This window comes from Streptomyces melanosporofaciens, assembly GCF_900105695.1.
In the GTDB taxonomy this organism is placed as follows: Bacteria; Actinomycetota; Actinomycetes; order Streptomycetales; family Streptomycetaceae; genus Streptomyces; species Streptomyces antimycoticus.
The window spans coordinates 5,850,928-5,876,719 of record NZ_FNST01000002.1 but is presented as its reverse complement, the minus strand read 5'-3'; the positions used below and the strand labels follow the sequence as shown (position 1 = coordinate 5,876,719).

The following is a 25,792-nucleotide window of genomic DNA, read 5'->3' as shown; positions in this document are numbered from 1 at the left end:
GAATCCGTATCGAGGCCGAAACCGCTGTCCAGGAGCCCGTTGCCCACCGCAACGTGAGTGAAGCCCAGATCTACGGCATGGCGTGCAGCGCTGAGCATGCTGGCTCCGTCGTCGAGCGGCCAGCGAGTTCACCCCGACCGGCTCATCTTAGTGGTCAGCTCCAGAAGCCCTTCGGGGGTTGATCAGGCTGCCAGCGCGACGGAGGATTCTTCCCGGTGATCGGTGGTGTGCCGGTCGAGTCTGGCCAGCAGATCGTCCAGGTCGGAGGCGGTGAACTTCCACTGGAACGGCTGTGCCGTGGCGTTGTAGCGGTCTTCGAAGGCGCGGAGCCGGTCTGCGACCTCGGTGAGGTCGGCGAAGTCGTTGGGCGAGACGACCTTGCGCTGGACGACGGAGAAGTAGATCTCCACGATGACCAGCTCTGCTTCGGTCCGCCCGGTGTGCAGCCGCCAGTAGGCGTCGGCGATCGTCTGCGGCTGGGAGTCGTGGCCCCCTTGGCCGATGTAGGCGGCGATCGCCACGTGCGCGGCGTAGACGCCGGTACCGGAGAGCGCCGCGTGCAGGTTGAGGATCCAGTTGCGCATCCCCCCGGTGGCGATCTGGACGTTCGCCACGTGCGGGGCGATCACCGGCCCCGATCCTGTGCCGCTCGAAAAGTCATCGCGGCTAATCACGCGGCATAACGGTACTCGTTGATGAGACCGCCGAGGATCCGAGTACGCAGGACTTTGTGAGTATTGAGGTCATGCGCCACGGCAGGTTGTTCAGGGACGTCGGGTGGTAACTGATTGCGCGCTTGGTGGGGCCGGTGCTCGTTGTAGTGCCGCTCGTAGGCCGCGAGGACGTGGCGGGCATGGGCCTCGTTCATGATGAGGACGTGGTCGAGGGCTTCACGTCGGATGCTGCCGATGATGCGTTCGCAGTGCGCGTTCATACGGGGAGCCTGTGGCGCACTCTTGAGGATCTTCATCTCCTCGGCCCGAAAGACGGCGTCGAAAGCCTCGCCGTACTTGCCATCGCGGTCGCGCAGCAGGAAGCGCAGAGTCTGGATGCGTATGCCCAGGTCGGCGGTGACATTTCGCGCCTGCTGCACCGTCCAGTCCCGTGTGGGGCGGGCGGTGACCCCGGTGATGTGCAGTCGCCGGGTGGCGTGCTCGAGGAACACCAGTGCGTACAACCGCCTGCCGAGGGCGGTGTCGATGTGGAAGAAGTCTGCCGCGATGATGCCCTCGGCTTGCGTGGTCAGAAACTCGCGCCAGGCGGGGCCTGAGCGACGTGGCGCGGGATCGATGCCGGCCGCGTTGAGGATCTCCCAGACCGTCGAAGCAGCGATCCGATGCCCAAGTCGGGTCAGCTCCCCTTGGACCCGCCGGTGTCCCCAATTCGGATTCTCCCTGGCCAACCGCAGGACGAGCTTCTTGACCGCTGCGGGGGTGTGTGGGCGTCCGGTGCGCCGGCGCGCGGTGTAGTCCCATTTCGCGGCGGTGAATCTGCGGTGCCAGGCGAGCAGGGTGCCGGGGGCGACAGGGAAGATCTCGCGCCAGTGGCGTCGGGGTATCAGCCCGGACAGGGCGGCGAACCAGAACCGGTCGGCAGGCTCGTAGCGGACCGGTCCGGTCAACTGGCGGCGCAGGACCGCGTTCTCGTGCCGCAGCACCAACAGTTCCACGTCCTTTACCGTCCCCACGACGGAGGAGTACCGACGGAACAGTGAGCAGCTTCCGGGTCACCTTGTACAGCAAGGACACGATCACGGAAGGCATCATCCCAGCGAACTGACTGCACCCCGCTCACCTGCGGCGATGACTTTTCGAGCGGCACAGGTTGACGGCACCGCGCAGGGGCGCGGTACGGCGCTGTAGGTCTACCGGATCGGGTGACGGACGAATCGGGCACCGTTGACACATGTGCGAGTTGGGAGCACGAGGGCTCCCAGAGGGCTCCCCATTGCTCCCAGCCCGGAAATGGTTAAGGCCGCCCACGCTACCCGCGGAAACGGCCTTCGACCTGCGAAAACGCTGGTCGGGACGACAGGATTTGAACCTGCGACCCCTTGACCCCCAGCGGCGTGGCAACTCTCCGCGACGATCCGTATCGCTCTGTAGCAGTCCGTCGGGGGCCGTAACCGGCCATACCAGGCAGGAGCGCGACGTCGTCAGTCACCACCCCAGAGAACGCCCATACCGCCAGCACACTCCTATATTCTGGCCACTGCCGACCCTGGTACCCAAGATCAAGAAGGAGGATGAGCTATGAGGCCAGCCACCGCCGCGAAGCTCCGCGCCAATGCCGCGACCATCCACCAGCTCGGGCGTCAGCACGGCTTGCACTCCTTCGCGCTCAGCACCGAACCCGGGGAACTCGTGGCAACCCTGGACGCCGACCGCTCTTATTTCGACATCACCAGCTTCGAAACAGATCTGTCCACCATCCTCGGCGCCCTCGTGGAGGTCGTCCCCCGAGGCCCCGGCGTGGACATCAACGAAACCGAACCTCTGAACGATCTGCGCGGGGCAGCGTGACCACACGCACCGACCGGGAGCGCCAGGAACTGCTTCGCCTGACCGACGCAATGGCAGCGCTCGACCAGGCTCGCTCAATCATTCGCAACGGAACACCCAAACCAGGCGACCAAGGCCTCCTCGCCCTGGCCTATTGCATGCTCACCTTCGGCGAAATGCTGAAACAGGCATCTCACGGCCTTGTCACACAGACATACAGCGGCCCCATCGCACTGCGCGACAAACTCGCTCACCTACCGCACCGCAAGCTCAACGCCGAAGTGCTCGCCGCCTCCGTCGAACGAGCCACCGCCGAGATCCTCCCCCTGATACAAGCCCGCATCCAGGACCTCAGCAATACCAGCGCCTGAGAGACCGTGAGTTCACAGTTGAGCATTCAGCCACGGGTCCCCCGTGGGCGACTCGCGACGCCTGCCGAAGCTGTATGAACTGCGCGGATGAGGTGTTCGGCAAGGGCAGGGGCCGCATGACCCTGTCGTCACCGCAGTTTCCGGAGACGAACGCCCGCAGGTTCGTCTCCCCTCCTATGGTGAGGGTGAGGTGCTGCCTTACGCCGAGGAGTAACCGACATGACGTACACGGATGACCGTGCGACGCGGGTGCTCGAGGTGCGTCGCCGACTCGCACGGGAGGGGCCGCCGCGGACGCGAGACCGAGGGGGAGACTTCGAGACCGTCACGGTGCCCGAGAAGCATTGCGACCAGCGGCGCGATCTGATGGTCTCCGAAGGGGCCGAGAAGGTTGTCGAGGTCGGTCTCGCCTACACCAGCTCTGCGCTCGCCATCGGTGAGGCCCTGGCGACCGTCAACCATCCGCTCCCCCGACACGTCATCACCGACCCGTTTCAAGGCCGCGAGTACTCCAACGCCGGCTGGGATCTGCTGCGCTCTGCGGGACTGGACTCGATCGCGACGCTCATGCTCACTCCTTCATCGATCGCGCTCCCGCGGCTCCTCACCGAAGGCTTCGTCGCCGACGCGGCATTCGTGGATGTGCGGGTGCCGATGCATCATCCACGCAGGTCGGGAGCCTGATCACGGATCTTCGGTTCTCCTCGACATTCGCCCAAGTGTCTTCACCTGCGCAGGGACCCGGCGGCATCATCGTCTGTCGTGCTGCTGCGCCTGGCCTACCTCGCCGCGACCAACGCCCTGGCGTTCCTACGCCTCCTGCCGATGAGCGACAGAGACAAGGACATCGAGATCCTCGTACTCCGGCACCAACTGCTGGTTCTACAGCGCCAGGTTGGCAAGCCGACCCTCACCGACAGCGACCGTGCCATCCTCGCCGGCCTGCTCCACCACCTCCCCAAAGGCAGACTGCGGCACCTTCTGCCGCTGGTCCGCCCCGACACGGTGTTGCGCTGGCATCGCGACCTGCTCAAGCGGCGCCATGCCGCATCCTGCGTACCCAGGCGACGCGGACGCCCACGCACCATCCGATCGATACGCCCTGGTCCTGCGCCTGACCAGGGAGAACACCTCATGGGGATACCGACGGATCCACGGCGAACTCACAGCGTTGGGAATCAAGATCGCCGCCTCCACGGTCTGGGAGTCTCAATGGCCGTTGAGTGCTGGAGTGTCGGTGTGAGGTCTCAGGAGATGCTTGACCGTTTGTGCTCAGGACATGGGTGACACGTTCGGCTGAACGTCCGCCGTCTCCCGTCCCTCGGCGGGGCACAGGTGCTTCGGTCGGTGGTCGTGGATATACAGCAGCTGGCCGAGTACCGCTACCGGGCCGTCCGCGAGGTGCTCGGCGGGTCTCCGATCGGGGAGGTCGCCGCCCGGTACGGCACCTCACGTCAGACCCTGCACACCTGGCGGCGGAGGTTCGAGAAGGAGGGCATGCCCGGTCTGCTGGACCGCTCGCGGCGCCCGCGGAACAGCCCCACGCGCCTGTCCGCCGAGGTGGAGGCCGAGATCTGCGGGCTGCGCCGTCGGCATCCGCGGTGGGGTGCCCGCCGGATCGCCCATGAACTCGTCGGCCGCGAACTGGAGTCGGCGCCGTCGCGGGCCACGGTCCACCGGGTGCTGTCCCGCAACGGCTTGGTCCGCGCCCAGGAACAGCAGCATTCGCGCAAGTACCGCCGGTGGCAGCGTGAGGCGCCCATGCACCTGTGGCAGATGGACCTGGTCGGCGGGGTTCCGCTGGCCGACGGCCGGGAGTGCAAGATGGTCACCGGCATCGACGACCACTCCCGGTTCGTCGTGATCGCTTCCGTCGTGGCCGTGCCCAGTGCCCGCGCGGTGTGCTCGGCCTTCACCGCCGCGATGCGCCGCTACGGCGTGCCCTTCGAGGTGCTGACGGACAACGGCAAGCAGTTCACCGGCCGGCATACCCGCCCCCAGCCGGTGGAGGTGCTCTTCGAGCGCATCTGCCGGGAGAACGGCATCGCCCCGCGGCTGACCAAGCCGCGGTCACCCACCACCACGGGCAAGATCGAACGCTTTCACCGCACGCTGCGCGAGGAGTTCCTCGATCACGTGGTGCCGTTCGAGTCGCTGGCCGCGGCCCAGGAAGCGATCGACGGCTGGGTGCACGCCTACAACCACCAGCGCCCGCACCAGGCCCTTAACATCGTCACCCCCATCAGCCTCTTCCGGCCCCACACTGCCGTCCACGTCCGCGGTGGTGATGAGCATCCTGCACAGGCAGTCGCGGAGTCGGAATTGTCCATCGAGGTCGTCGAACCGCCCGTTCTGCCGCCGCAGGGCACCGCGGTCGAGTTCAAAGTGCGGGTGCCGCCCAGCGGCGAGATCACCCTGGTGACGGGCAGACAGCGGGTGGGCATCCACCAGGCACTGGCCGGCAGGACGCTGACGGTCTGGGCGAACCACCGCAGCGTCCATTTCCTCCTCGACGGGCACCTCGTCACCACGGTCCCGTCCCGGCTGCGGCCGGAGGATCTTGCCTACCTGACCATGCGCTATGGCGCTCATCCGGCCGGTCCCGAGCCCGCACCCGCCGCCCTGCCCAGGGCCCGCAGCGGCACGGCCATCCTCGCCGCCGACGAACCGGTCGAGGTCGAGCGCAAGGTCCATCGAGACGGGATCGTCTGCCTGGCCGGAGGCCGCTACCAGGTCGGATTCGCCCTCGCTGGCCGCACGATCGCCCTCCGCCTCGACGGGCACCTCATGCACGCCATCGCCGACGACGCCCTGATGGGGACGTGGCCCTGCCCGGTTCCAGCCGACCGTCTCGGGCAGATCGACGGGGCACGGACGGCGACGTCCCCGCTTCCGCCTCCGCCCCTGCCAGCCGGTGCCATCCGGGCCCAGCGCAAGGTGCATGCGAGCGGCCGCTTCATGATCAACGGCCAGTTCATTAAGGTCGGTCCGCGGCATGCGGGAAAGATCGTCACCGTCGTCATCGAGGACACCCACTACCGGATCCTGCATGGCGAGGACGAACTCGCCGTCCGGCCGCGCAAAAGCCTCGGACCGATCACCAGGCTCTACGTCAAAGGCATGGGCACCCAGAAGGACCGTCAAGGATCTCCTGACGACAGACCGTCAAGGAAGTCCTGAGACCTCACACCGACACTGGAGTCGTACGATGGGATGGTGGGGAGCCGGCTACCGTGCGACTGCCGTGCGATCGGGCGCGTTCACACCAGGAGCGAAGGGAGCCCCCGTCGGGGCAGGGTGACCAAACGGGTCCCCTGCCCCGCCGGAGCTCGGCCGGCCGGGCGGCGGGTTACCGGCGCCCGGCAGAGACCGGTGCCGTGTGCGGCGCTCCCCTGCTCAGCCGAAGTTCACGTCGCTGCACCACATGTAGGCCTGGTCGAGGTGCGAGGCCTGCCAGATCACGAACAGGATGTGGTGTCCGGTGTAGCCGGAGGTGCTGACGTTGAACGTGTAGTCCGTCGCCGGGCCGAAGCGGCCGGTCTGCGTGATGAAGTCGAGGTTGCCCCAGCCCAGGGTCTGGGTCTTGGGGTCGAAGCCCTGCTTGCTCACGTAGGCCGTGAAGTAGTCGGCACCGTGGGACGCCTGGTCGTGCACGTGAACCGAGAAGTTGTTGCCGACGGTGGTCGTCTTCCACTGCCCGGGCTTGTTCAGACTGGCGTTCCTCGAGAGGTTGTTGCTGCAGAGCGTCCCGTTGGGGGTCTGCGACTGGAACTGGCCACCGAGGCCGTCACGGAGCGCGCTCATCCAGTTCCACATGGTGTCGGGGTTGGCCTGGAAGGCCTGCCAACACATGGGGTCTTCGGTCTGCATGGCCGGGTTCATGTGGTCGTTACCCCACCTTTCCCAGCAGTGGTACGCGCGGGAGGCGGGGCCGACGACGGAGCCGTGAGCCTGGGCGGGGGCCGACCAGGCCAGCGCGCCGACAACCACAGCGAACAGCATGGCGAGCGCCTGGAGAGGCCGGCGGAGGGCCGACCGGGAACGCCCGGTTAAAAAGCTCTGTTTGCGCATGTGGGAGGGAACTCCTTCCAGTTGAAAGGCACCGTGGGAGCGCTCCCAACGTACGACTTTTGAGTGAAATGTCAATGAAACAAACGGAGTTGATTACAGGGGTGGGCGGCGATCAGGGAATCTTGAAGGGTGTCAATATTCCGATCAGGCTGCTGAGCTGGGTGCTTCCTGCGGACGGTAAGGCGGCCGGGGTGGCGTCGAGTGGTAATCGTTGAGCAGTCCGCCGAGTACCTGGCGGCGCCTGACCGTGGCGGCGGGCAGGGGGATGACGTTCGGGTCGTCGTCTGGGGCACGTAGGTCCAGGCCGCGGTGGGCTCGTCCGGCGTTGTAGTGCTCGGCGTACTGGTCGAGGCACGTCCGCAGGTGTCGTTCACCGGTGATGAGAAGTCGGTCGGTGCACTCGGTGCGGGCTGTGCGTATCCATCGTTCCGCGCAGGCGTTGGACCGTGGGCTTTGCGGCGGAGTCGGGATGACGGCAGTACCATTGCCGGCGAAGACGGCGTCGAATGCCGCGGTGAACTTGCTGTCCCGGTCCCGGATGAGGAATCGGAAGCACCCAGCTCTGCCCTCGAGGTCCATGAGCAGGTTGCGGGCGAGTTGCGTGACCCATGCACCGGTCGGGCGGGCGGTGACGCCCAGGACATGGACGCGCCGCGTGGCGATCTCCATGACGAAGAAGACGTAGAGACGTCTGAGGAAGACAGTCTCCACGTGCATGAAGTCACAGGCGAGCAGCGTGTGGGCCTGGGCGCGGATGAACGTGCGCCAGGTCTGCCGGGAGGTGCGCTGCGGTGCGGGCGGCAGTGCGGGTGCCGATAAATCATCCACGCAGGTCGGACAGACTGATCACGGATCTTTGGTTCTCCTCGACGTTCACCCCCAGGGTCTTCACCTGCACGGGGCCCCGGCGGCATCATGATCTGTCGTGCTGCTGCGTCTGGCCTACCTCGCCGCGACCAACGCCCTGGCGTTCCTACGTCTCCTGCCGATGAGCGACAGAGAAAAGGACGTCGAGATTCTGGTGCTCCGGCACCAACTGCTGGTCCTGCAACGCCGGGTCGGCAAGCCGACCTTCACCGACACAGACCGTGCCACCCTCGCCGGCCTGCTCCATCACCTCCGCAAAGACAGACTGCGGCACCTTCTGCTGCTGGTCCGGCCCGACACGGTCCTGCGCTGGCATCGTGACCTGCTCAGGCGGCGCCATGCCGCGACCTGCGTACCCAGACGACGCGGACGCCCACGCACGATCCGATCGATCCGCGCCCTGGTCCTGCGCCTGGCCAGGGAGAATGCCTCGTGGGGGTATCGCCGGATCCACGGCGAACTCGCGGCGCTGGGTATCAAGGTTGCCGCCTCCACGGTCTGGGAGATCCTCCGCGAGCACGGCATCCCACCCGCACCCGAACGGCAAAGCACCACCTGGGCAGACTTTCTCCGCAGCCAGGCCAAAGCTCTACTGGCTTGCGATCTCTTCGAAGTCCGCACGCTGACCGGGGCACGCCTGTACGTCCTCGCCGTCATCGAGCACACCACCAGGCGCATCCGGATCCTCGGCGTCGCCGCACACCCCACCGCGGACTGGATCCTGCAACTCGGACGCAACCTCCTCATGGACCTCGATGACGCGGGCAGCAGGGCACAGTTCCTGATCCGCGACCGGGATTCCAAGTTCACAGCCGCCTTCGACACCCTGATGACCGATGCCGGTCTCAAGGTCGTCACCACCGGCATTCGGATGCCGCGGATGAACTCCCTCATGGAGCGCTGGATACAGAGCTGCCGCAGGGAGCTGCTGGACCGGACCTTGATCTGGAGCCAGAACCACCTTCTCCACGCCCTGCGCGAGTACGAATTTTTCTACAACGAGCACCGCCCGCACAGGGCTCTAAAGCAAGCCGCCCCCCGCCGCCCGCTACCCACACCCATCACCCAACAAGCCCGACTCGCCCACCTGGAAGTCCACAGACGAGACCGACTCAGCGAAACCCTCCACGCGTACCAGCACGCCGCCTGAGCTGCGTGGATGATTTATCGGCACCCGCACTGCCGAACGACCTCGACTGATTGCAATCCGGGCCAACTTGCGAGACCGCATCTCCTAAGCAGAGCGTGAAGGGTGGCTAGGAGAAGCAGAAGGACTGCGCGTCAGCCTCACTGCAGCCGATGAAAAAATCACCCAACTGGACGCCCGGAAAGAACGCAAGAAATCTCCAATATTTCTTGGAGTTCCCTCATTTGATCAGGTAGTCGGCCGCACAAGTGAAAGCTAAGAGTTTCACAAAACCAGTGATCCAAATAAGCGCCGAGTGACCAAACAACCCTGCCGGGACAACATTCTCTTTCACGTGTCCCCGCGGGGGCTCGCGGTCGGAGTGCGCCAGAAGTCCGGGCACGTGGAGCGCGAGGGCTTGGCCAGTTCATGCCTGATCTGGGAGCGGTAGTCGGTGAGTTCCCGTCCGGAGAAGTAGTCGACATCTCCCTCGGGGTCGTTGGCGTCGACCACCAGCAGCCGCTGGCCGACCTTCAGCGGCTCGCGCACCTTCGCCCATGCGGGGTCGACGGTCTCGATGTCGACGCGCTCGGCCCCGCTCGCCGGTTTGAGCCATTCCTCGACGGAGAGGGTCATCACCACTCGGTGTTCCTGCGGTGCGTCACGCACGGCGGTCACCTCACCGACCACGATCAGCTGGGCGCAGGCCACCCATTGCGGCACGGTCAGACCCTGACCGTCCGCATCGGCGGAGGGTCGCGATCCGCCCCCCAGCCCGAGTGTCAGGAACGCGACGCAGGCGGCGGCGAGCACGGCGGCGGCGACAAGCGGAAGGCGGCGTCGCCGCCAGGATGTGCCGGAGGCGGCCGGCCCTGGCCCGGGCATCGCCGCCTCGTCACCAATGAGCCGCAGTGCCCGGCGCAGCCGGTCGTCGTCAATCGCTGGCATCAGATCACCTCCGTGTCGTGCAGCCGGGTGCGCAGCGCCCCCAGCGCGTGGTGCAGCCGGCTCTTGACGGTGCCCGGTGGGATGCCGAGCAGTTCGGCGATGTCGAGCACGGTCAGGTCGGCGTAGTAGCGCAGGGCCAGTACCTGCCGTTGGGCGGGGGACAGTGCGCCGAGCGCATCGGCCACCGCGAGGGCCAGGGCACGGTCGTCGGGCTGTGCATGCGGCGGATCGCGGAGCCAGCGCGCTGCCAGGCGGGCGCGCAGACCGGCGTCCTTGGAACGCTCCCGCTGCCAGTCGGCGGCCACCCGGGAGGCTACGGTCGTCAGCCAGGCCAGCGGCTCGCGGATCGCGGTGCGGTCCGGCCGAGCCTGGTTTTCCAGCAGCTTCAGGCGGACCTGCTGGACACCATCGTCGAGCTGGTCCCAGGGCACGCCGCCGAGCACCAGCATGGCGCGGATCCGCCCGAGGTGCGCGGGGTCGGTGAGCGGTGCGGCCTGCCCGACGGGTCGGTCGCCTCCGGACGCCGTTGCCTCCATGCGTCTCCCCTCCTTGTCGCCTTACTGACGGAGCAGCGGTTCAAAACGTTCACCTCGCACCGAAGTTGATCTCACGGGCGGGCCGCACGACCCGCCCGTGAGAGGCGGCGTCAGGTCAGTCGCACACCGCGGTGAGGCCGGCCGGTGCCGGGTCGTCGTACGCCACCCGCTCGACGGGCTGTGCGGTGCCGAGCACCGCGGCCACCGCGGAGGCGTCCCGCCCGGCCAGCGCGTCCTCCAGGGCGGTGCCCCCATCGGCCGCGGCAGCGGTACGGGCTTGTCGGACGGCCTGCTGCGCGGACCTGACCTTTCCTTCGTACTCGCCGACGCCGATCGTGTCGTCGTCGTACGGAACCGTGGCGCCCTCGCCGAGCCCCAGCCACTCGCCGCCCACGGGCAGGCACGCATCGGGCTGCCAGTAGACGGCCATCAGATAGCTGTGTCCGGTTTCGACGCGGGGGCTGTCGGCCCGGACCATCTTCATCCGGTTGTCCGTGTCACCGTCGGTGAACTGCCAGCCGACCGAGGTCCGTTGCCATTGCGCAGGTGCCGGCGTCGGGGCGTCGTCCCGGGACCAGACGACCCGGTCGACGCGGAGCGTCACCTTGCGGGCGATCAGCCCCTCGCCACGCTCTACCTCCGTGTCGGTGGGCGGGCTCTCCGTCTCGTTGACGGCGGTGACCGCCAGGACGTGATCGGCGTAGGTGACCCAGTCGGTCGCGGTGCGGTTGGGCAGGTTGTCGCTGCCGTGGGCCACGATGACCTGCTCCGACAGGTGCTGCGGCCGGTCGACGGCGGCGATCACCGCGGTGGTGCCGACGGCCGCGCCAGCCAACAGTGCGGCCAACGCGGACCAGCGGCGGCGCCAGGTGCGCCGGCCGTTCTCGGTGGTACGTGCCATGTGCTGCTGCCCCCTCTGTTGCGAACGGCCGGTCACGGCGCCGGGTAGACGGCGTTGATGTGATCCTTGTTGTTGCTTCCGAGGTGGTCGCCGGGTGCGCTGGGCGTCTGGAGACAGCCGAGCCTGGTGTCCTGGTTGCCCAGACTGGGCTGAGAGGCTGAGCCGTGCTGCAGCCCCACGGCGTGCCCGGTCTCGTGGCAGACCCGGCCTTTGGTGTACGCGTCGTACCCGCGGATCCGGATGTACTGCTGATCGCAGTCGTAGCGACCGCTGCCGACTCCGTTGCACCAAGTGACGCCCGCCGAGTCGGCATCGAGGTTCTTGGAGCCTTCCTGGTAGACGATGTCCGTCTCGGCGGATCCCGAGAACACCGGGTCGGCGTCGTAGTGGATGGCCAGGTGGGTGGGGGAATACTCGGTGCTCAGCGCGGAGCGCACATTGGCCTTGTCCACGTCCTCGAGCCTGAATTCGCCGCCGGAGTCCATGTAGTAGTAGACGTTCGAGTTGTCGGTCCAGCAGTCGGTGCTGCCGTCGCCGCCGTCGGGGTCGACCCGGCAGCCCCAAGCACCGGCTCCGTCGGTGCCCACCGGCACCATGTTGTCGGTGACGATGGCGGCCCAGCTGATGCCGACCGCTGTCATCAGGCCCGCTACCGCCAGCGCGAGCAGGGTCAGTAATCGGTTGCGGGTGGTGCGGGGGTGGGGTCTTCGCATGGCGTCCTCCTGCGGATGCGATGTCCGTGAAATCGGCGTAAGCCCGGATTCCGGGTCGTGTGTCGACGTATATGTTGCAACAACTCGCCTACGGGGCACGGTTGTTTACTGTGTAAGGTCGTTTCATCCTGGTGTTTCATTCCTGGACGCGGCTTTGATGTACTGGTGTCGAGTCGCGCCAGGAGATGGGTTTTCTCGCCGGTGAAGCGGCTGGCCATCAGGTCGGTCATGGCGAGGTGGATCATGGCTTCTGAGCGGGCGGGCAGGGTCTCGTAGTCGCGGGCCAGGCGGCGGTGGAGCATCAGCCAGCCGTAGGTCCGCTCGACCGCCCAGCGTTTCGAGATCGGAGTGAAACCCCTGGTTGCGGGGGTGCGTTGGCTGATTTCGAGGTCGATGCCGAGGATGGCGGCGTGGTTGATGAAGTGTTTGCGGTAGCCGCCGTCGACCCTGCGTTTGCCGAGAATGCCATCCGCCCTGATGGGGCCAGTGCATGGGGTGCGGCGTGCATCGGTCGCGATGGCTCGAGTCGGCGCTCTCGCGCGCCCGACAGTCTGCGCGTCATGGTGATCGACCGTGCTGCTGCAACTGGCCTACCTGGGCATGACGGACGCGTTCGCGATGCTACGTCTGCTGCCGGTGAGCGACCGGGACACGGATGTGGAGATCCCGACCCTGCGCCACCAGCTCATGGTGGTGGCGCGGCAACTCGGCAAGGACAGGGTTCGGTGCACTCCGAGCGACCGGGCCTTCCTGGCCGGCGGCGCTGCTGCATCGGCCGCCACGGGAGATGCTGCGCGAGCCGCGTCTGGTGGTACGCCCCGTCACGGTGCTGCGCCAGCATCGCGGCCTCATGGAGCGGTGGATGCAAACCTGCCGGCGTGAACTGCCGGACCGGACGTTGATCTGGAACCAGCGGCAACTGCTCTACGCTCTGCGGGAGTTCGAATAGTTCTATCACTCTCATCGCGCGCCCACCAGGGCATCGCGAACGCCCGGCCGCCGCACCCGTTGCCCACGCCGATCACCGATCCGGAACAGAACACCGGCCCCGACATACGAAGACCCGACCGCCTCGGCGGCACCCTCCACGCATACCGGCATACCCCATGACCTGCACGGATGGGATTTCCGGCAAACGCTCGTTCGCTTGGCGCACTATTTTTCGCCGAGAAACCCCCGCCGACTGTCTCGCCACAGCGCTCCAGAGCCGGATACGGCACTCGCGCCCTGGGAGTGACCTATCTGCCAGCGGACGCCAAGGGGCATTGCCTCGCCTTGACGCAGGTCGCTCGCAACGACCAGGACGCCCGCGTGCGACCTGCCTGCGAAAACCGACTCAGCGACATCACCGACAGTCCCCCCATCCCTGTCGCATGGGGAGCGCGACTCCGTGCTCCCACCCTGAAAGGAGGTCGAGAGCCGACAAGGGTCCTTATGCCTCTCGATGCAAAGAGCATCCGAATCGACCGGGTGACCCCAGGGGCCTACGGTTGACAACGGCACACAGGGGCGCGGTACGGACCGCACGTCTACCGGATCGGGTGACGGACAAACCGGGCGGCGTTGACACGTCTGCGAGTTGGGAGCACGAGGGCTCCCAGAGGGCTCCCCATCGCTCCCATCCGGGAAACGGTTAAGGCCGCCTCCGCTACCCGCGGAAACGGCCTTCGACCTGCGAAAACGCTGGTCGGGACGACAGGATTTGAACCTGCGACCCCTTGACCCCCAGTCGCGCGGCAATTCTCCTTGTTTGCTCCACTTTAAGACTCTCGGGGACCTGGCGCGCCGTCAAGCTCCCAACGGCGCCATACACGACAAGCGCCAAGTGTCCTCGTTCGCCATGTAGGACGTGCCCTCACACGAGCCTGCCAGCTGGCGATGCCGTCTCGACACGTTGGACCGCTTCCGGTTGCCTCCAGAAGAGGAAACGGGAAACACCCGTGTTCGCCTTGTCCGTCCGATGAGCGCTGCCGCAGTCTGTGGTGCGGCATCCACGTTCACCGGGTGGGCGGTACGGAGGTGCCTGTGAGTAAGCCGTCCATTCCGTTCGCGCGAGAACTCCGGCAGCGACGCCTCGATGCCGGCCTGACCCTCACGGAACTGGCCCTGAGGGTCCACTACAGCAAGGGGCAGCTGAGCAAGGTCGAGCGTGGGATCAAGGCTCCCAGCCGTGACCTGGCTCGTCTGTGCGATGCCGTCCTCGAGGCCGGGGGCGCACTCGTGGCACTGCTGCCGGACCCGGCCACCGACGCCCGTACTGAGGAGCCAGATGGTTTCGAGGAGGAGGTATGGCTGATGCAGCTGTCCACTGACGGCGGGAGCTGGTTCAAGCCCGTGCCCCGCAGGCAGGTGGTGAGCGCGGGCGCCGCCTCACTGATGAGTCTGGGTGCGGGCAGCTCGGAAGCCTTGTCCACACCGGGTGGCGCGCAGGTGCTGGAGGTGTCCCGTTCGCTGTTCGACCACTATCGGCGCCTCGGCCAGACGGTCGGTCCGGGGTTCCTCCTCCCCGGTCTCATCGCGCAGACGCACACATTGCGTGAGACGTCCACCCACGCCGACCCTCGGACCCGCCAGCAGCTGCTCGCGCTCGGCTCCCGGTATGCGGAGTACGTCGGTTGGCTGGTGCAGGAGTCCGGCAACGAACGGGCGGCGTTGTGGTGGACACAGCATGCTGTCGACCTGGCGGCCGCTGGTGGTGACCGGCATCTGGCCGGGTACGCCCTGGTGCGCCGGGCCCTGATCACGCTGTACCGCGAGGACGCGAACGAGACCATCGCGCTGGCGCGGCAGGCCCAGGACAGCAGCCTTCCCCCACGCATTCGGGGGCTTGCCGCGCAGCGTGAGGCCCAGGGACATGCGATCGCCGGCGACCGGGACGGTTGTCTGCGCGCCCTCGACCGAGCCCGCGAGCTGCTCGACCGCCATAGCCCGGACTCCGGCACACCCGTCATCGGAACCATGCATCTACCCGATCCGGTAGGCATGATCACAGGCTGGTGCCTTTACGACCTGGGGCGTCCACGCGAGGCAGCCGAGACCCTCGACCAACGGCTGGCGCGAGTTCCCCCACACGCTCTGCGCACTCAGGTCCGCTACGGGGTGCGCCGCGCTCTCGCCCATGCGGCGGCTGGCGACATCGAGCATGCCTGTGACCTGACAGCTCAATTGCTCGGCGGTGCCGCCGCGGTGAGTTCCGCGACCATCTCAGCTGACCTGCGTCGTCTCGCACACACTCTGGGCCGCCATCCACGCAATCCGTCGGTCCGCGCGCTGGCACCGCAGCTTGGTACTTCCTTACGACTGATCGCCCCATGAGAGAGGAGACGATCATGGCCGAGGTATTCATCAACTACCGTACGGGCGACGGGGAGAAGACTGCCGCCCTGATCAAGAGGGAGCTGTCGTACCGCTTCGGGGAGGACAGCGCATTCCGCGCCTCGGAATCCATCCCACCCGGCATGCGCTACCCGAGGAGTTGCTCCGAAGCGTTCGGCGCAGCGCTCTGTTGCTGGCTGTGATCGGGCCGGCCTGGACACGTTTCTCCGAGCTGCGTCGGCAGGACGACTGGGTCCGCAGGGAAATCCTCGAGGCGTTCGAGTGCGGAGTGCCCGTCGTCCCCGTACTCGAGGGACGGAAGACGGAACGGCTGAATGGAGCCGATCTTCCACCCGAGCTGGAGCGGCTCGCTGAGGTGCAATCCGTCCGGCTGGACATGCAGAACGCCGTGGCGGATCTCAGGCGCCTCGGCGACGTGGTCGCCGACATGGTGCCATCGCTCAAGGCACACGAGCGCCACGACCGACCCTCCCCCGGTGCCGGCGCGGTAAGCAATGCGACGGGGGAGGTCAACGGCCCGGTGGTACAGAGCCGGGACATCACCGGGGATGTGGGCACCGTGATCAAAGACAGCGCGGGCCCGGTTCACACGGGGAAAGGCGACATCTACAACAACTCACGCCACGTCTCCGGCGGGCGGCACTTCTCCGGCGACGGTATGACGTATTTCGAGGGGGACAATCAGGGAGGCATTCACCAGCGCTTCGGTGAGGGCCCCCGCCGCGAGGACGACGACCGGTGAGCGATTCCGCCGCGTCGCGGATCCACAACCCACGCGGCCCGGTCCACAGTGGTTTCGGAGACCAGATCAACCTCATCTTCGAAGCGTTCGGGAAGGACCGCCAAGGCCGCGGTCCACGGCGCCTCGCCGAAGACCAACTTCTGTGGCTCTGGCAGCGGTTCGTCTATCCGAGTGGATTCGGCGAGGCACGCCGAATGCTGGCCGAGACCAGCACCGTACTGCTGGATGGCGCCCCTGGTAGCGGGAGAACGTCAGCGGCCCGCGTCCTTCTCCACGAGCTGCGCCGCGATGTCGGCTCATTCCACGAGCTGCTGCCCGATGAGGAGGGCGAATCCCTCCTCGATCCCGACCTGGTCGGGGATGAGGACCGACTGCTGCTGGACCTGGCGTCCGCGGACGAACCGCGATGGACGGAAGTGCTGGAGGAACTTCCGTCCTTCCGCAAGACGGTGCTCGACCACCGCGCTCACCTCGTGGTCGTCCTGCCCTTGCGTCGGACGGACCGCTTGCCGGTGGAGCTCGATCGGCACCGCGTGGAGATTATTCGCCCGCGAGGCATGGAGGTGCTGCTGCGCCACCTACGCCAAGACGGCCTTCCGCAGGCCGACCGGGTCCGTTCGGTTCCGGCCGTATCCGACTTCCTGGACATACCACGGCCGATGAGAGAAATCGCCGAATTCGCCGGCTTAATCGTGCGGGCACAGGCGGCCGCTCGAACCGGGGACAGCTTCATCGACTGGTGTGAAATCGCCCGCGGAGCCATGGCCGACCGAGGTCCGCAGGTCGCGAAGCATGTCGCCGCCATGACCGGAGGACCGCAGCGGGCACTGCTGCTGACCACGGCCATGCTGCACGGAGCCCACGCCGATGCCGTACACAGCGCCACCACCCTCCTGCTGCGTGCCGTCGACCATCCCAAGGACGACCGCCCGCTGCTGGAACACGCGGACCTGGCCATGCGGCTGGAAGAAGTGTCCGCCGGCCTCACCCAGCACGGGTCGGTGCACTTCAAGGAACTCGAGTACGACACCGCGGTCCGAACCCATTTCTGGGACCACAGGCCCGACCTCCGCGAGCACCTGGGTACCTGGGTAGGACGGGCCGTAGAGCTCACCGACCCGGTGCTGTCCCCGGACGACCGCCACCACGTGGTACGGCGCCTATCGGACCAGTACTTGCGCACCGGCCGGTGTGAGGAGTTGGCGTCACTCGCGGAGCAGTGGACTGCGGTGCCCATCACTGCGCAGCGGCTGCGGGCAGCCGCACAGGCACTGGAGCGCGGTCTTCTCGACGAACGGCACGGCCGCTCCTTCCGGGAGAAGATCTATGACTGGTCCAGAAACGACCGGCTGGGCGAACCACTCGCGCAGGTCCTGGTCGAGGTATGTGCCGAAGTGATCGCGGTACAACACCCAGACCAGGCGCTGGTCCGCCTCCATCACCTGGCCAGGCGGGAGCGCCGCACCACTCGCGCACGTGATGCTCTCTGCCGGCTGATGCAGGAGGACCACCGTCTGCGCCGACGCATGCTGCACCGGCTTGTCAACAGGCCCACCTCCTGGCCGGCAGACATTGACCTCTTCCTGCAGACTTCTGATCCCGCAGCCCTGACGCACCTGGGCGGACGCACCCGCTCCCTCCTTGATGAAACGGTCGTCCGTGATCAGCTGATCGCAGGATGGGGCATGGTGTTCGACCGACTCCCGCTATCCGCATGGGAGAAGCATGTGCGGCACTGGCTGCACACTGCATGTTCCGACGGACATCACACAGACCCACTCCTCGACATCCTGGTCAGCGGCGCAGCCGGTCGAGGAGAGGTGTTCGGAGCCCTGTACGCGACCGCACGGAGGGCAGAACTCACGGCTCCCGGTGGCAGAAAGCACGGCTCTGCCCTCACCGATCTCCTCCTCTGGAAGATCTCAACAGCTCAGGGCATACAGCAGCAGCCACCACGACACAACTCCGAGGAAACAACATCATGACATCCGGCGCCAAGACAGTGACCGTCTTCCTCACCGTCCTCTGTGGCCTGCTACTCACCATCGTCGCCATATGCGGCAACTGGCCATGGTGGGCCTGGTCCGCACTGGTTGCCCTGCTCCTCGGTGTCCCTCTGCTGATCACAAAGATCGCAGGCATCCGCCGTCGGTCCCTACCCCCGAGCTGACGCCCTACCTCCCTCCGATACCCGTGGAACGCAGGGAGGAGCAGATCTCACACGTCTCACTGCCGAGTGCTTGGGAGGACTACGACTTCCTGTTCTCTGCAACCGTCCGCTGGTGCCCTACGGGAAAGCCAGCGGAAGAACCGATCGTCAATCCTGCCGGACTGGCGGTCGAAGCAGTCCTCAAGCGCGCCCGCGCGATAACCAAGGATCGTGAACCCGGTTGGGCCTCGTTCGTCCAGCACGAACTCAGTGGTGCACTGAGCAGGATGCAACCGGAGCCCACGGGACACCTCCAAGCCATGGCCGAGGCCATCACGCTCACTCTCTCCGAACACGATCAGGAACGTCTGAGCAGTCTTGCCTCGGTACGCAAGGACAAGGCCGTCTGGGAGCATCAGAGGAAGTACGAGCAGAGCAAACGCGAATACTTGGGCGACGACGTGCTCAAGGACACCGGCAGCGCCGTCGTGTGGTGGCTGGCCAAGAACGACGATCAGGTGCACAAGGCCGTGGAGGACCTTGGTCTCCTCGCCCAGCTGACCTCAGCGGCCAATGACACCGACGTTCCTGAGCGCCTCCTGCACCTACTGTCACCGCCGAATGCCGAAGACGCGGAAACTGAAGAGGCAGACAGCCTTGGAACAGCCGGCCAGCCGCTGGGACAGACAGGCTCTACAGCAGACCACTTCGACACGTTTCTCCAGGGAATGGGGCTGGATGCCGACGATGTCCGGCGCGGAATCCTCACCCGGCAGATCGCCGAAATCCTCGTCACCCAAGGTCGCAACGAAACAGCGGAAGAGTTGTTACGTCGCTTCGACGCGCCCACGACCCCATTCAACGATGACTTCGACATGGACAGCGCAACGGGTGACAGTTCCGGACCCTGAGAGCGTTGCTTTGCCCACATCCCCCTCCCATGGGCACGACGATGCAGGCCATACCTGGAGGATATCGATGGAAGAGCTGGCCGCCCTAGCGGCATCCGGAGCCACATCCCTGGTCGGACTCATGCCGCCTCCTGCTGGCCCAAACGCCCGGGACGGCCACGCACCGTGCGCTCGATCCGCATCCTGGTGCTGCGGCTGGCGAAGGAGAACCCGAGCTGGGGTACAGGCGCCTGCACGGCGAGCTGCTTGTGCTGGGGGTGAAAGTGGGCGCGTCCACCGTCTGGGAAATCCTGAAGGAGGCAGGCATCGACCCAGCGCCCGAGCGGATCCAGTACCTGGGCCACCTTCCTCCGCTCCCAGGCTGATGCCCTGCTGGCCTGCGACTTCATGGAAACAGTCACCCTGTCGGGGATGCGGATGTACGTGCTCGTGGTGATCGAACACGGCAGTCGCCGGATCCGCATCCTGGGCACCACCACGCATCCGAGCGCCTCCTGGGTGGCGCAAGCGGCGAAGAACCTCGTCATGGACCTCGAAGACCTCGGCTGCCGGGCACGGTTCATGATCCGAGACAGAGACGGGAAGCTCCCCGACCTGTTCGATGCCGTCCTCAAGGACGCGGGGATCAAAGTCGTCCTCAGCGGCATCCAGATGCCAAGGATGAACTCGATCATGGAAAGGTGGATACAGACCTGTCGCCGCGAGCTCCTGGATCGGACGTTGATCTGGAACCAGCGACACCTTCTCCATACCCTGCGCGAGTTCGAGCAGTTTTACAACGGACACCGACCACACCAGGGCATCGCCAACGCCAGACCGCTGCACCCCTTGCCCCGTCGATCGACGATCCGGACACGTTAGCCCGCCTCGACATACATCGATGCGATCGCCTCGGCGGCATCCTCCACGAGTACCGGCATGCCGCGTGACCAGCACGGATGAGGTTTCCGGCAAGGGCAGGGCCCCGGCCGTCGGTGTGCAGGAGGTTCCGGTGCACGAGTTCGGTCCGCGGCAGGATCCGCGCCGTAGGGATCTCACCGACACCGTGCAGCACGTCCTGGCGTCACGAGGCATCGTCGAGCTGGAACGCGATGCCGTGATCGGCGGACACCTGGTCGACCTGCTGTTCACCTCGCTCGACGGCAACACAGCGGTCCTGGTCGACACCGGCCCCCATCCGGCCGTGACCCGGCACGACACCTCCGCCTGACGCACGGACGAGCCGGTCTGCTCATCGGGTTGCCCTCCGGCGGCCGGGGCACGAAGGCCGGACCCATCGCACGAGTCGTGCGTATCCCCGCCTGGCGCATTCTGGCCGGGCCGAACGCACTGGCGCCGCTGTTCGACTGAGTGACCCGGGTAGGTCAGAGATGATGCGTCGGCAGGCACGGGCAGTCCAAGGTCACAGAGCGTAGAGAACTCCATGATCGCGGACGTCCGTGCCTGCTGTGTACCGAACCCCGCCCAACATGACGAGACGTCAGCAATCGGGCGTCAGCCGACTACGCCGAAGTCCCGACCGAAGAGACCGCGGTAGTACGCGACTTCCGGTTCGCGCTCCATCCAGATGTTGCCGATGGGGGTCTCCGTTGTTGCGCTGTCGGACCATCCGGTTGGTTTCCGCTGCGCTCTTCGAGATGCACGACGAATAGATCGCCTTACCTCGCCGCCACCTCCCCGAAGGGGATATGGGTGATATCTGCCGTGAACTCTCTTTTAGTTCCTTCGTGCTACCCAACCCACCGCAATGCAACCGCCAGTTGATCCCCAACAGCATGACGAGGGACACTACCTGGCGGATGCGTGTTCCCGACCGAGTGGCACTCGCTTCGGCATCCTCCCGCGCAGGTCATCGAGGCCATTTACCCAAAGATTACTGGGCAGTTGGCCTCAGGGGTTTCGTGGTAGCGTCCTTGTTCGGAGGGACAGTGCAAGCTGAAAGAGAAATCGTGAACACGGAGAAGATCACCGCTCGCCGCCTCTCGCTGGAAGAGGTGACGAAGCTCGGCGTGAAGGACAGGCTCTTCATTTCCGCCGACACGGCAGAACTCAAGCTTCCCGACTGCTATGTCCCTGCTTTTCTGACCAAGTCCGGTGAGGATTTCGAGGGCGGCTCGATCACGGCGAGAACCGTATTCCAGGAAGAGGTCTCCTGCCTTCCCGACGACGAGAATGAAGCCGGAATCTACTTGGCTGACGAGAACGGCTCGGTGACCATCGAGGTCCTCCAGTCCGCCGGTCTCGTGCTGGACCTGGCACTTTTCGTCCCTGGTGGGGACAAGGGAGCCCTCACAGCCCTTTACGCTGCGGCCCGGCAGGCCTTCGGCGCCGACACCGTACAGATCTGGCGCCAGGGCCTCAAGGAGGTTCCCGACGTGAAGGTCGACATCTTCGAGGAGCAGATTCCCCGGGGGCGCAAGGGGACCGACAGCCCCAAACGTGACCGTCGCGCGTTCGACACCTACCCCACCCGTGCAGACTTCATCGAGTTCTCCGCGGGGTGGAAGCCGGCCATTGAGATTCACAGGCCGATTGTTGACGACACCCCGACCATCTGAGGCGGCGTTACCTCTCGTTCTCGGCCTGAGAGAACGCCGAGAACGCATGCGCCGGACCCGGTCGACCCCTGAGCGGCCCAGGGAGCCGTCGGAAAATAACTCACGAACGACGAAGCGCCGTTGCACTCGATGACCTCGCGAGACAGACCGCCTGACCAAAATCAAAGCCTGAAGTTATTCTGCGACAGCCCTCAGGGCTTCGCCGTAGTCGAGTGACGTCCACTTCGTGCTCAGGCGAGGCTTAGGAGCATGAGGGGGCAGGGCTTCGGCGTAGTGCCGTGACGTCTGGTTCGTGATCATCCGAGGCCGAGTAGCGCGAGGGGGCGCCGAGGGTCGCGGGCACTGTGGCGGAGGCCGGCCGCGATGTTCCTCACTCCGGCCGTGCGGAGGGCTCCGATGGCGAGGTTGCTCCAGGTGGCCATCGTGCGGGGCGCGTTGCCGGTCCGCAGCTGGGAGGCGTGAAGGGTGTCAATATTCCGATCAGGCTGCTGAGCTGGGCGTTCTCTGTCGATGGTGAGGCAATCGGAGTGGCGTGGTGTGGTACTCGTTGAGCAGTCCACCGAGTACCTGGCGGCGCCTGATTGTGCCAGCAGGTAGGGGGATGATGTTCGGGTCGTCGTCTGGGGCTCGTAGGTCCAGGCTGCGGTGGGGCCGTCCCACGTTGTAGTGCTCGGCATACGTGGTGAGGACGGTGCGCAGATGTCGTTCGCCGGTGATCAGGAGTCGGTCGGTGCACTCGATGCGGGCTGTGCGTATCCATCGTTCGGCGAACGCGTTTGACCGGGGGCTCTGAGGCGGTGTTGGGATGACGGCTGTGCCGTTGCCGGCGAAGACGGCGTCGAACGCGGCGGTGAACTTGCTGTCCCGGTCACGGATGAGGAACCGGAAACACCCGGCCCCGTCGCCGAGGTCCATCAGCAGATTGCGGGCGAGTTGGGTGACCCATGCGCCGGTAGGGCGTGCGCTGACGCCCAGGACATGGACACGCCGAGTGGCAATCTCCATGACGAAGAAGACGTAGAGACGCCTGAGGAAGACCGTCTCCACGTGCATGAAATCGCAGGCAAGCAGCGTGTGGGCCTGTGAGCGCAGGAACGAGCGCCAAGTCTGCTGGGAGGCGCGCTGCGGCGCGGGCGGTAGACCAGAACGGCGCAGGACGCGCCGGACCGTAGCGGCGGCAACCCGATGACCAAGCCGTCGGAGCACGCCTTGGATTCTGACGTACCCCCAGGTCGGGTTCTCTCGCGCCAAGCGCTGGATGAGCGCGACCGTCTCTTCCGGCAACGGTGGCCGACTGGGGCCGACCGCCGTCTGGCGCCTGTGGGTGCCAGAAACGCTGTCAACCTTGTGGGTGCCGGAAACTGCGTCACCCGAGGTGACCTGCGGGTTCGGAGCTACCCGAGCGCGGGAGGCTGGCGGGTGCTGTGCGGCATCATGCTGGGTCGTGGCGATACGTCTGATCTATCAACTAACGTGCCAGCTCTTCGGATGGCTTGTGCTGCTTGCCCGGTCGAGTGCGGCGAAGGACGTCGAGATCTTGACGCTCCGGCACCAGCTCGCTGTCGCGCAACGCATCCAGCCACGACCTCGCTTTTCCTGGAGCGATCGGGCTGTCATGGCAGCGCTGCTCCGGATGGTGAACAAGAAGCAGCGTGCACGGCTGGCATTGCTGGTCACACCGCGGTCGGTCCTACGCTGGCACGCACGCCTCGTCGCCCGAAAGTGGACCTATCCACACCGCCGCCCGGGCCGACCTCCGAAGCCGGAAGCACTGCGGCACCTGGTCCTGCGCCTCGCGCGGGAGAACCCGGGGTGGGGATATCGACGGATCCACGGCGAACTGCTTGGTCTGGGACGCAAGGTCGGCGCCTCCACCGTCTGGGAGATACTGAAGAAGGCTGGGATCGACCCATCACCGCAACGCGCGGACCGCTCATGGGCTGCTTTCCTCAAAGCCCAGGCCTCCGCAATCGTGGCCACCGACCTCTTCCACATCGACACCGTCCTCTTGCGGCGCTGGTTCGTACTGTTCTTCATCGACCATGGCGCCCGCCGCGTGCACATCGCCAGCATCACTCGACACCTGACCGGCCCCTGGATCACCCAGCAAGCGCGGAACTACCTCATGGACCTGGGCGACGGCGCAGAGTCGATCAAGTTCCTCATCCGGGACCGCGGCGCCTACTTCACCGACAGCTTTGACGCCGTCTTCCAAGCAGCCGGCGTACGCGTCATCCCCACACTGCCCGCTGTGCCACGGATGAACGCGATCGCCGAACGCTGGATCGGATCATGCCGACGCGAGGCCACCGACCGCATCCTGATCACCGGAGAGCGCCACCTCCGCCTCGTCCTCGACGAGTACACGGAGCACTACAACAGTCACCGGCCGCATCGATCCCTCGGACAACGGGCGCCAGGCCGACTCACCGAGTCCGAACCAATTATCGCCACTGGCAAAACCCGCATCTCCCGACGCGATCGACTCAGCGGCCTCATCCACGAATACTCGCAGGTCGCGTAGGGGTGACATAGTTTCCGGCACGCACAGGGTTCCGGAAATCGGCGGGCCGATCGATCCCGACAACGAGGCCCACGATCTCGTCATGTCCGTCTTCGGCGGCATGAGCAAAGGCGAACGCAATCGCGTCAAGATCCGCGTACGCACCGCCATGGGCTCTCAAGCCAAGATCGAAGGCCGCTTCCTCGGCGGCAGACCCCCATACGGCTACCGGCTCGCCGACGCCGGCCCACACCCCAACCCGGCCAAGGCCGCCGACGGCAAACGCCTCCACCGTCTCGAACCCGACCCCCAAGCCGCGCCCATCGTGGTCCGCATCTTCACCGAGTACCTTCGCGGAACCGGCCTATACGCCATCGCCGAAGGCCTGACCCGCGACAACATCCCCTGCCCCTCAGCCCACGACCGCGCCCGCAATCCGCACCGCGACGGCCGCGCCTGGTCCAAGAACACCGTCCGCGCCATCCTCACCAACCCCCGCTACACCGGCCACGAAGTATGGAACAAACAACGCAAGCAGGAAATCCTCCTCGACATCGACGATGTCACCCTGGGCCACCGCACCCAACAGACCTGGAACACCCCCGAACAGTGGATCTGGTCTACCCAACCCGTCCACGAACCCCTGGTCAGCAAGACCACCTTCACCCGCGCCCAAGCCAGGAGACACGACCGCCGCCAGCACCACCCCGCAGAACGCAGCCCCCGCACCACACCACGCACCTACGCCCTACGCGGACTCATCCGCTGCTCCCTGTGCGACCGCAAGATGCAGGGCACCTTCAACCACGGCCACCCCCACTACCGCTGCCGCTATCCCTACGAATACGCCAAGAGCAGCCCCCTCGACCACCCGCTCACCGTCTACATCCGGGAAGCCGCCATTCTCCCGGAACTCGACCGGTGGATCGCACAGGTCTTCGCCCCCGGACAGCTGAAGACCACGCTACAGGCCATGCAGCGATCCCAACGGACAGCAGCCACCCCCTTGCCCGGCCTCGAGGCAGCCCGCCGCACCATCACCGACTGCGACCGGCGACTGAACCAATACCGCGCCGCACTCGACGCCGGAGCCAGCCCCGCAACCGTCGCCAACTGGATCGGCCAGGCCGAGGCCGACAAAGCCGCCGCACAGCAACAGCTCATCACCGCCGGCGCAGCCCGGCGCACCGTCCTCACCGACGAACAGATCCACGGCATGATCAAAGACCTCGGTGACCTCACCGACCGGCTTGTCACCGCCCCCGCCGACCGCAAAGCCCCTCTCTACCAGGCTTTCGGCCTCACGCTCACCTACAACATGAAGAAGCGGGTCGTAACCGTTGAGTCACAACCCGCATCATCCGTGTACGTAAGAACGTGTCCGAGGGGGGACTTGAACCCCCACGCCCGATAAAGGGCACTAGCACCTCAAGCTAGCGCGTCTGCCATTCCGCCACCCGGACCAGGTGTGTCTCCGCGGCCCGCCGCGGCGACATGGACCACGATACCAAGGTTTCGGAGTGCGTTTCACCTGCGTACTCCGGGCGCCCGCCCCCGCG

24 protein-coding genes, 1 tRNA gene and 4 pseudogenes are annotated in these 25,792 nt (G+C 66.1%); 17 read left to right on the top strand and 12 right to left on the bottom strand.

Going from position 1 to position 25,792, the window contains the following annotated elements; translation table 11 throughout:
- Positions 1–182: 182 nt before the first annotated feature.
- The gene (locus BLV72_RS50145) at positions 183–629 is read right to left on the bottom strand and encodes a hypothetical protein (RefSeq protein ID WP_093465744.1); all 447 of its coding nucleotides are present in this window, start codon (positions 627–629) and stop codon (positions 183–185) included.
- A 41-nt stretch (positions 630–670) separates the two neighbouring features.
- A complete protein-coding gene (locus tag BLV72_RS28270) occupies positions 671–1,669 on the bottom strand; it encodes an integrase core domain-containing protein (RefSeq protein WP_244321016.1) in 999 nt (332 codons plus the stop codon).
- A gap of 583 nt (positions 1,670–2,252) precedes the next feature.
- Here BLV72_RS28270 and BLV72_RS28265 point away from each other — a divergent pair.
- The 5 genes and pseudogenes from BLV72_RS28265 to BLV72_RS28245 all read left to right on the top strand — a co-directional run bounded on the left by BLV72_RS28265 (position 2,253) and on the right by BLV72_RS28245 (position 6,052).
- Entirely contained in the window at positions 2,253–2,522 is a 270-nt protein-coding gene (locus tag BLV72_RS28265) for a hypothetical protein (protein WP_093465743.1), read from the top strand.
- Positions 2,519–2,872, top strand: a complete 354-nt coding sequence (locus tag BLV72_RS28260) for a hypothetical protein (RefSeq protein WP_093465741.1) — start codon at positions 2,519–2,521, stop codon at positions 2,870–2,872. Before BLV72_RS28265 ends, BLV72_RS28260 begins: the two co-directional genes overlap by 4 nt.
- Before the next feature lie 219 nt (positions 2,873–3,091).
- A complete protein-coding gene (locus BLV72_RS28255; protein ID WP_244321014.1) occupies positions 3,092–3,556 on the top strand; it encodes a PLP-dependent lyase/thiolase in 465 nt (154 codons plus the stop codon).
- A 78-nt stretch (positions 3,557–3,634) separates the two neighbouring features.
- Positions 3,635–4,079: pseudogene (locus BLV72_RS50140) on the top strand (integrase); the annotation flags it as partial.
- 140 nt (positions 4,080–4,219) lie between these two features.
- Positions 4,220–6,052, top strand: coding sequence for an IS481 family transposase (locus tag BLV72_RS28245; protein WP_107417457.1), 1,833 nt, complete (start codon positions 4,220–4,222; stop codon positions 6,050–6,052).
- Between the two features lie 216 nt (positions 6,053–6,268).
- On the opposite strand, the gene BLV72_RS28240 is transcribed toward BLV72_RS28245, so the two are convergent.
- Positions 6,269–6,943, bottom strand: coding sequence for a lytic polysaccharide monooxygenase auxiliary activity family 9 protein (locus tag BLV72_RS28240; RefSeq protein ID WP_483153933.1), 675 nt, complete (start codon positions 6,941–6,943; stop codon positions 6,269–6,271).
- Positions 6,944–7,087: 144 nt separating this feature from the next.
- The gene (locus tag BLV72_RS28235) at positions 7,088–7,771 is read right to left on the bottom strand and encodes an integrase core domain-containing protein (RefSeq protein ID WP_244321011.1); all 684 of its coding nucleotides are present in this window, start codon (positions 7,769–7,771) and stop codon (positions 7,088–7,090) included.
- 97 nt (positions 7,772–7,868) lie between these two features.
- Between BLV72_RS28235 and BLV72_RS28230 the strand changes: the two genes are divergently transcribed.
- The gene (locus BLV72_RS28230; RefSeq protein ID WP_093465735.1) at positions 7,869–8,960 is read left to right on the top strand and encodes an integrase core domain-containing protein; all 1,092 of its coding nucleotides are present in this window, start codon (positions 7,869–7,871) and stop codon (positions 8,958–8,960) included.
- A gap of 327 nt (positions 8,961–9,287) precedes the next feature.
- On the opposite strand, the gene BLV72_RS28220 is transcribed toward BLV72_RS28230, so the two are convergent.
- The 5 genes and pseudogenes from BLV72_RS28220 to BLV72_RS28200 all read right to left on the bottom strand — a co-directional run.
- A complete protein-coding gene (locus BLV72_RS28220) occupies positions 9,288–9,884 on the bottom strand; it encodes a hypothetical protein (RefSeq protein WP_093465733.1) in 597 nt (198 codons plus the stop codon).
- Positions 9,884–10,420 carry an RNA polymerase sigma factor gene (locus BLV72_RS28215; protein WP_342030677.1) on the bottom strand — a complete coding sequence of 179 codons (537 nt, stop codon included), beginning with the start codon at positions 10,418–10,420 and terminating at the stop codon, positions 9,884–9,886. The genes BLV72_RS28220 and BLV72_RS28215 overlap by 1 nt, the downstream gene beginning before the upstream one ends.
- Positions 10,421–10,535: 115 nt before the next feature.
- The gene (locus tag BLV72_RS28210) at positions 10,536–11,321 is read right to left on the bottom strand and encodes a hypothetical protein (RefSeq protein WP_093465731.1); all 786 of its coding nucleotides are present in this window, start codon (positions 11,319–11,321) and stop codon (positions 10,536–10,538) included.
- A gap of 32 nt (positions 11,322–11,353) precedes the next feature.
- Positions 11,354–12,034: a hypothetical protein gene (locus tag BLV72_RS28205; RefSeq protein WP_244321010.1), complete on the bottom strand. Its 681-nt coding sequence runs from the start codon at positions 12,032–12,034 to the stop codon at positions 11,354–11,356.
- A gap of 136 nt (positions 12,035–12,170) precedes the next feature.
- A pseudogene (locus BLV72_RS28200) lies at positions 12,171–12,480 on the bottom strand (transposase); the annotation flags it as partial.
- A gap of 127 nt (positions 12,481–12,607) precedes the next feature.
- Here BLV72_RS28200 and BLV72_RS52100 point away from each other — a divergent pair.
- From BLV72_RS52100 to BLV72_RS28155, 9 genes and pseudogenes are all read left to right on the top strand, one after another.
- Positions 12,608–12,916, top strand: coding sequence for a hypothetical protein (locus tag BLV72_RS52100; RefSeq protein ID WP_208905759.1), 309 nt, complete (start codon positions 12,608–12,610; stop codon positions 12,914–12,916).
- A gap of 1,143 nt (positions 12,917–14,059) precedes the next feature.
- On the top strand, positions 14,060–15,349 hold the full coding sequence (locus BLV72_RS28190; protein WP_244321008.1) for a helix-turn-helix domain-containing protein: 1,290 nt from the start codon (positions 14,060–14,062) through the stop codon (positions 15,347–15,349).
- A 14-nt stretch (positions 15,350–15,363) separates the two neighbouring features.
- Positions 15,364–15,552: a hypothetical protein gene (locus tag BLV72_RS50130; RefSeq protein ID WP_244321006.1), complete on the top strand. Its 189-nt coding sequence runs from the start codon at positions 15,364–15,366 to the stop codon at positions 15,550–15,552.
- Between the two features lie 86 nt (positions 15,553–15,638).
- Positions 15,639–16,112, top strand: coding sequence for a hypothetical protein (locus tag BLV72_RS50125; protein ID WP_244321005.1), 474 nt, complete (start codon positions 15,639–15,641; stop codon positions 16,110–16,112).
- The gene (locus BLV72_RS28180; RefSeq protein ID WP_093465727.1) at positions 16,109–18,097 is read left to right on the top strand and encodes a hypothetical protein; all 1,989 of its coding nucleotides are present in this window, start codon (positions 16,109–16,111) and stop codon (positions 18,095–18,097) included. Before BLV72_RS50125 ends, BLV72_RS28180 begins: the two co-directional genes overlap by 4 nt.
- A gap of 208 nt (positions 18,098–18,305) precedes the next feature.
- Positions 18,306–19,172 carry a hypothetical protein gene (locus BLV72_RS48830; protein ID WP_208905757.1) on the top strand — a complete coding sequence of 289 codons (867 nt, stop codon included), beginning with the start codon at positions 18,306–18,308 and terminating at the stop codon, positions 19,170–19,172.
- Between the two features lie 114 nt (positions 19,173–19,286).
- Positions 19,287–20,101 (top strand): annotated as a pseudogene (locus BLV72_RS28165) (integrase core domain-containing protein); the annotation flags it as partial.
- Positions 20,098–20,382, top strand: coding sequence for a hypothetical protein (locus BLV72_RS50120; RefSeq protein WP_244321004.1), 285 nt, complete (start codon positions 20,098–20,100; stop codon positions 20,380–20,382). The pseudogene BLV72_RS28165 and the gene BLV72_RS50120, both read left to right, overlap by 4 nt.
- 739 nt (positions 20,383–21,121) lie before the next feature.
- The gene (locus tag BLV72_RS28155; RefSeq protein ID WP_093465725.1) at positions 21,122–21,730 is read left to right on the top strand and encodes a hypothetical protein; all 609 of its coding nucleotides are present in this window, start codon (positions 21,122–21,124) and stop codon (positions 21,728–21,730) included.
- Positions 21,731–22,210: 480 nt separating this feature from the next.
- Here the strand turns inward: BLV72_RS28155 and BLV72_RS28150 are convergent, their stop codons facing one another.
- Both BLV72_RS28150 and BLV72_RS51120 read right to left on the bottom strand, forming a co-directional pair.
- Positions 22,211–22,783, bottom strand: coding sequence for an integrase core domain-containing protein (locus tag BLV72_RS28150; RefSeq protein ID WP_093470586.1), 573 nt, complete (start codon positions 22,781–22,783; stop codon positions 22,211–22,213).
- 96 nt (positions 22,784–22,879) lie between these two features.
- Positions 22,880–23,014, bottom strand: a pseudogene (locus tag BLV72_RS51120) (IS3 family transposase); the annotation flags it as partial.
- A gap of 160 nt (positions 23,015–23,174) precedes the next feature.
- Between BLV72_RS51120 and BLV72_RS28145 the strand changes: the two are divergent.
- Complete coding sequence (locus BLV72_RS28145; protein WP_093465723.1) at positions 23,175–24,254, top strand: integrase core domain-containing protein; 1,080 nt, start codon at positions 23,175–23,177, stop codon at positions 24,252–24,254.
- A gap of 82 nt (positions 24,255–24,336) precedes the next feature.
- Complete coding sequence (locus BLV72_RS28140) at positions 24,337–25,647, top strand: recombinase family protein (protein WP_093465721.1); 1,311 nt, start codon at positions 24,337–24,339, stop codon at positions 25,645–25,647.
- On the opposite strand, the gene BLV72_RS28135 is transcribed toward BLV72_RS28140, so the two are convergent.
- Positions 25,612–25,696, bottom strand: a tRNA-Leu gene (locus tag BLV72_RS28135). The genes BLV72_RS28140 and BLV72_RS28135 overlap by 36 nt on opposite strands.
- Positions 25,697–25,792 lie beyond the last annotated feature (96 nt).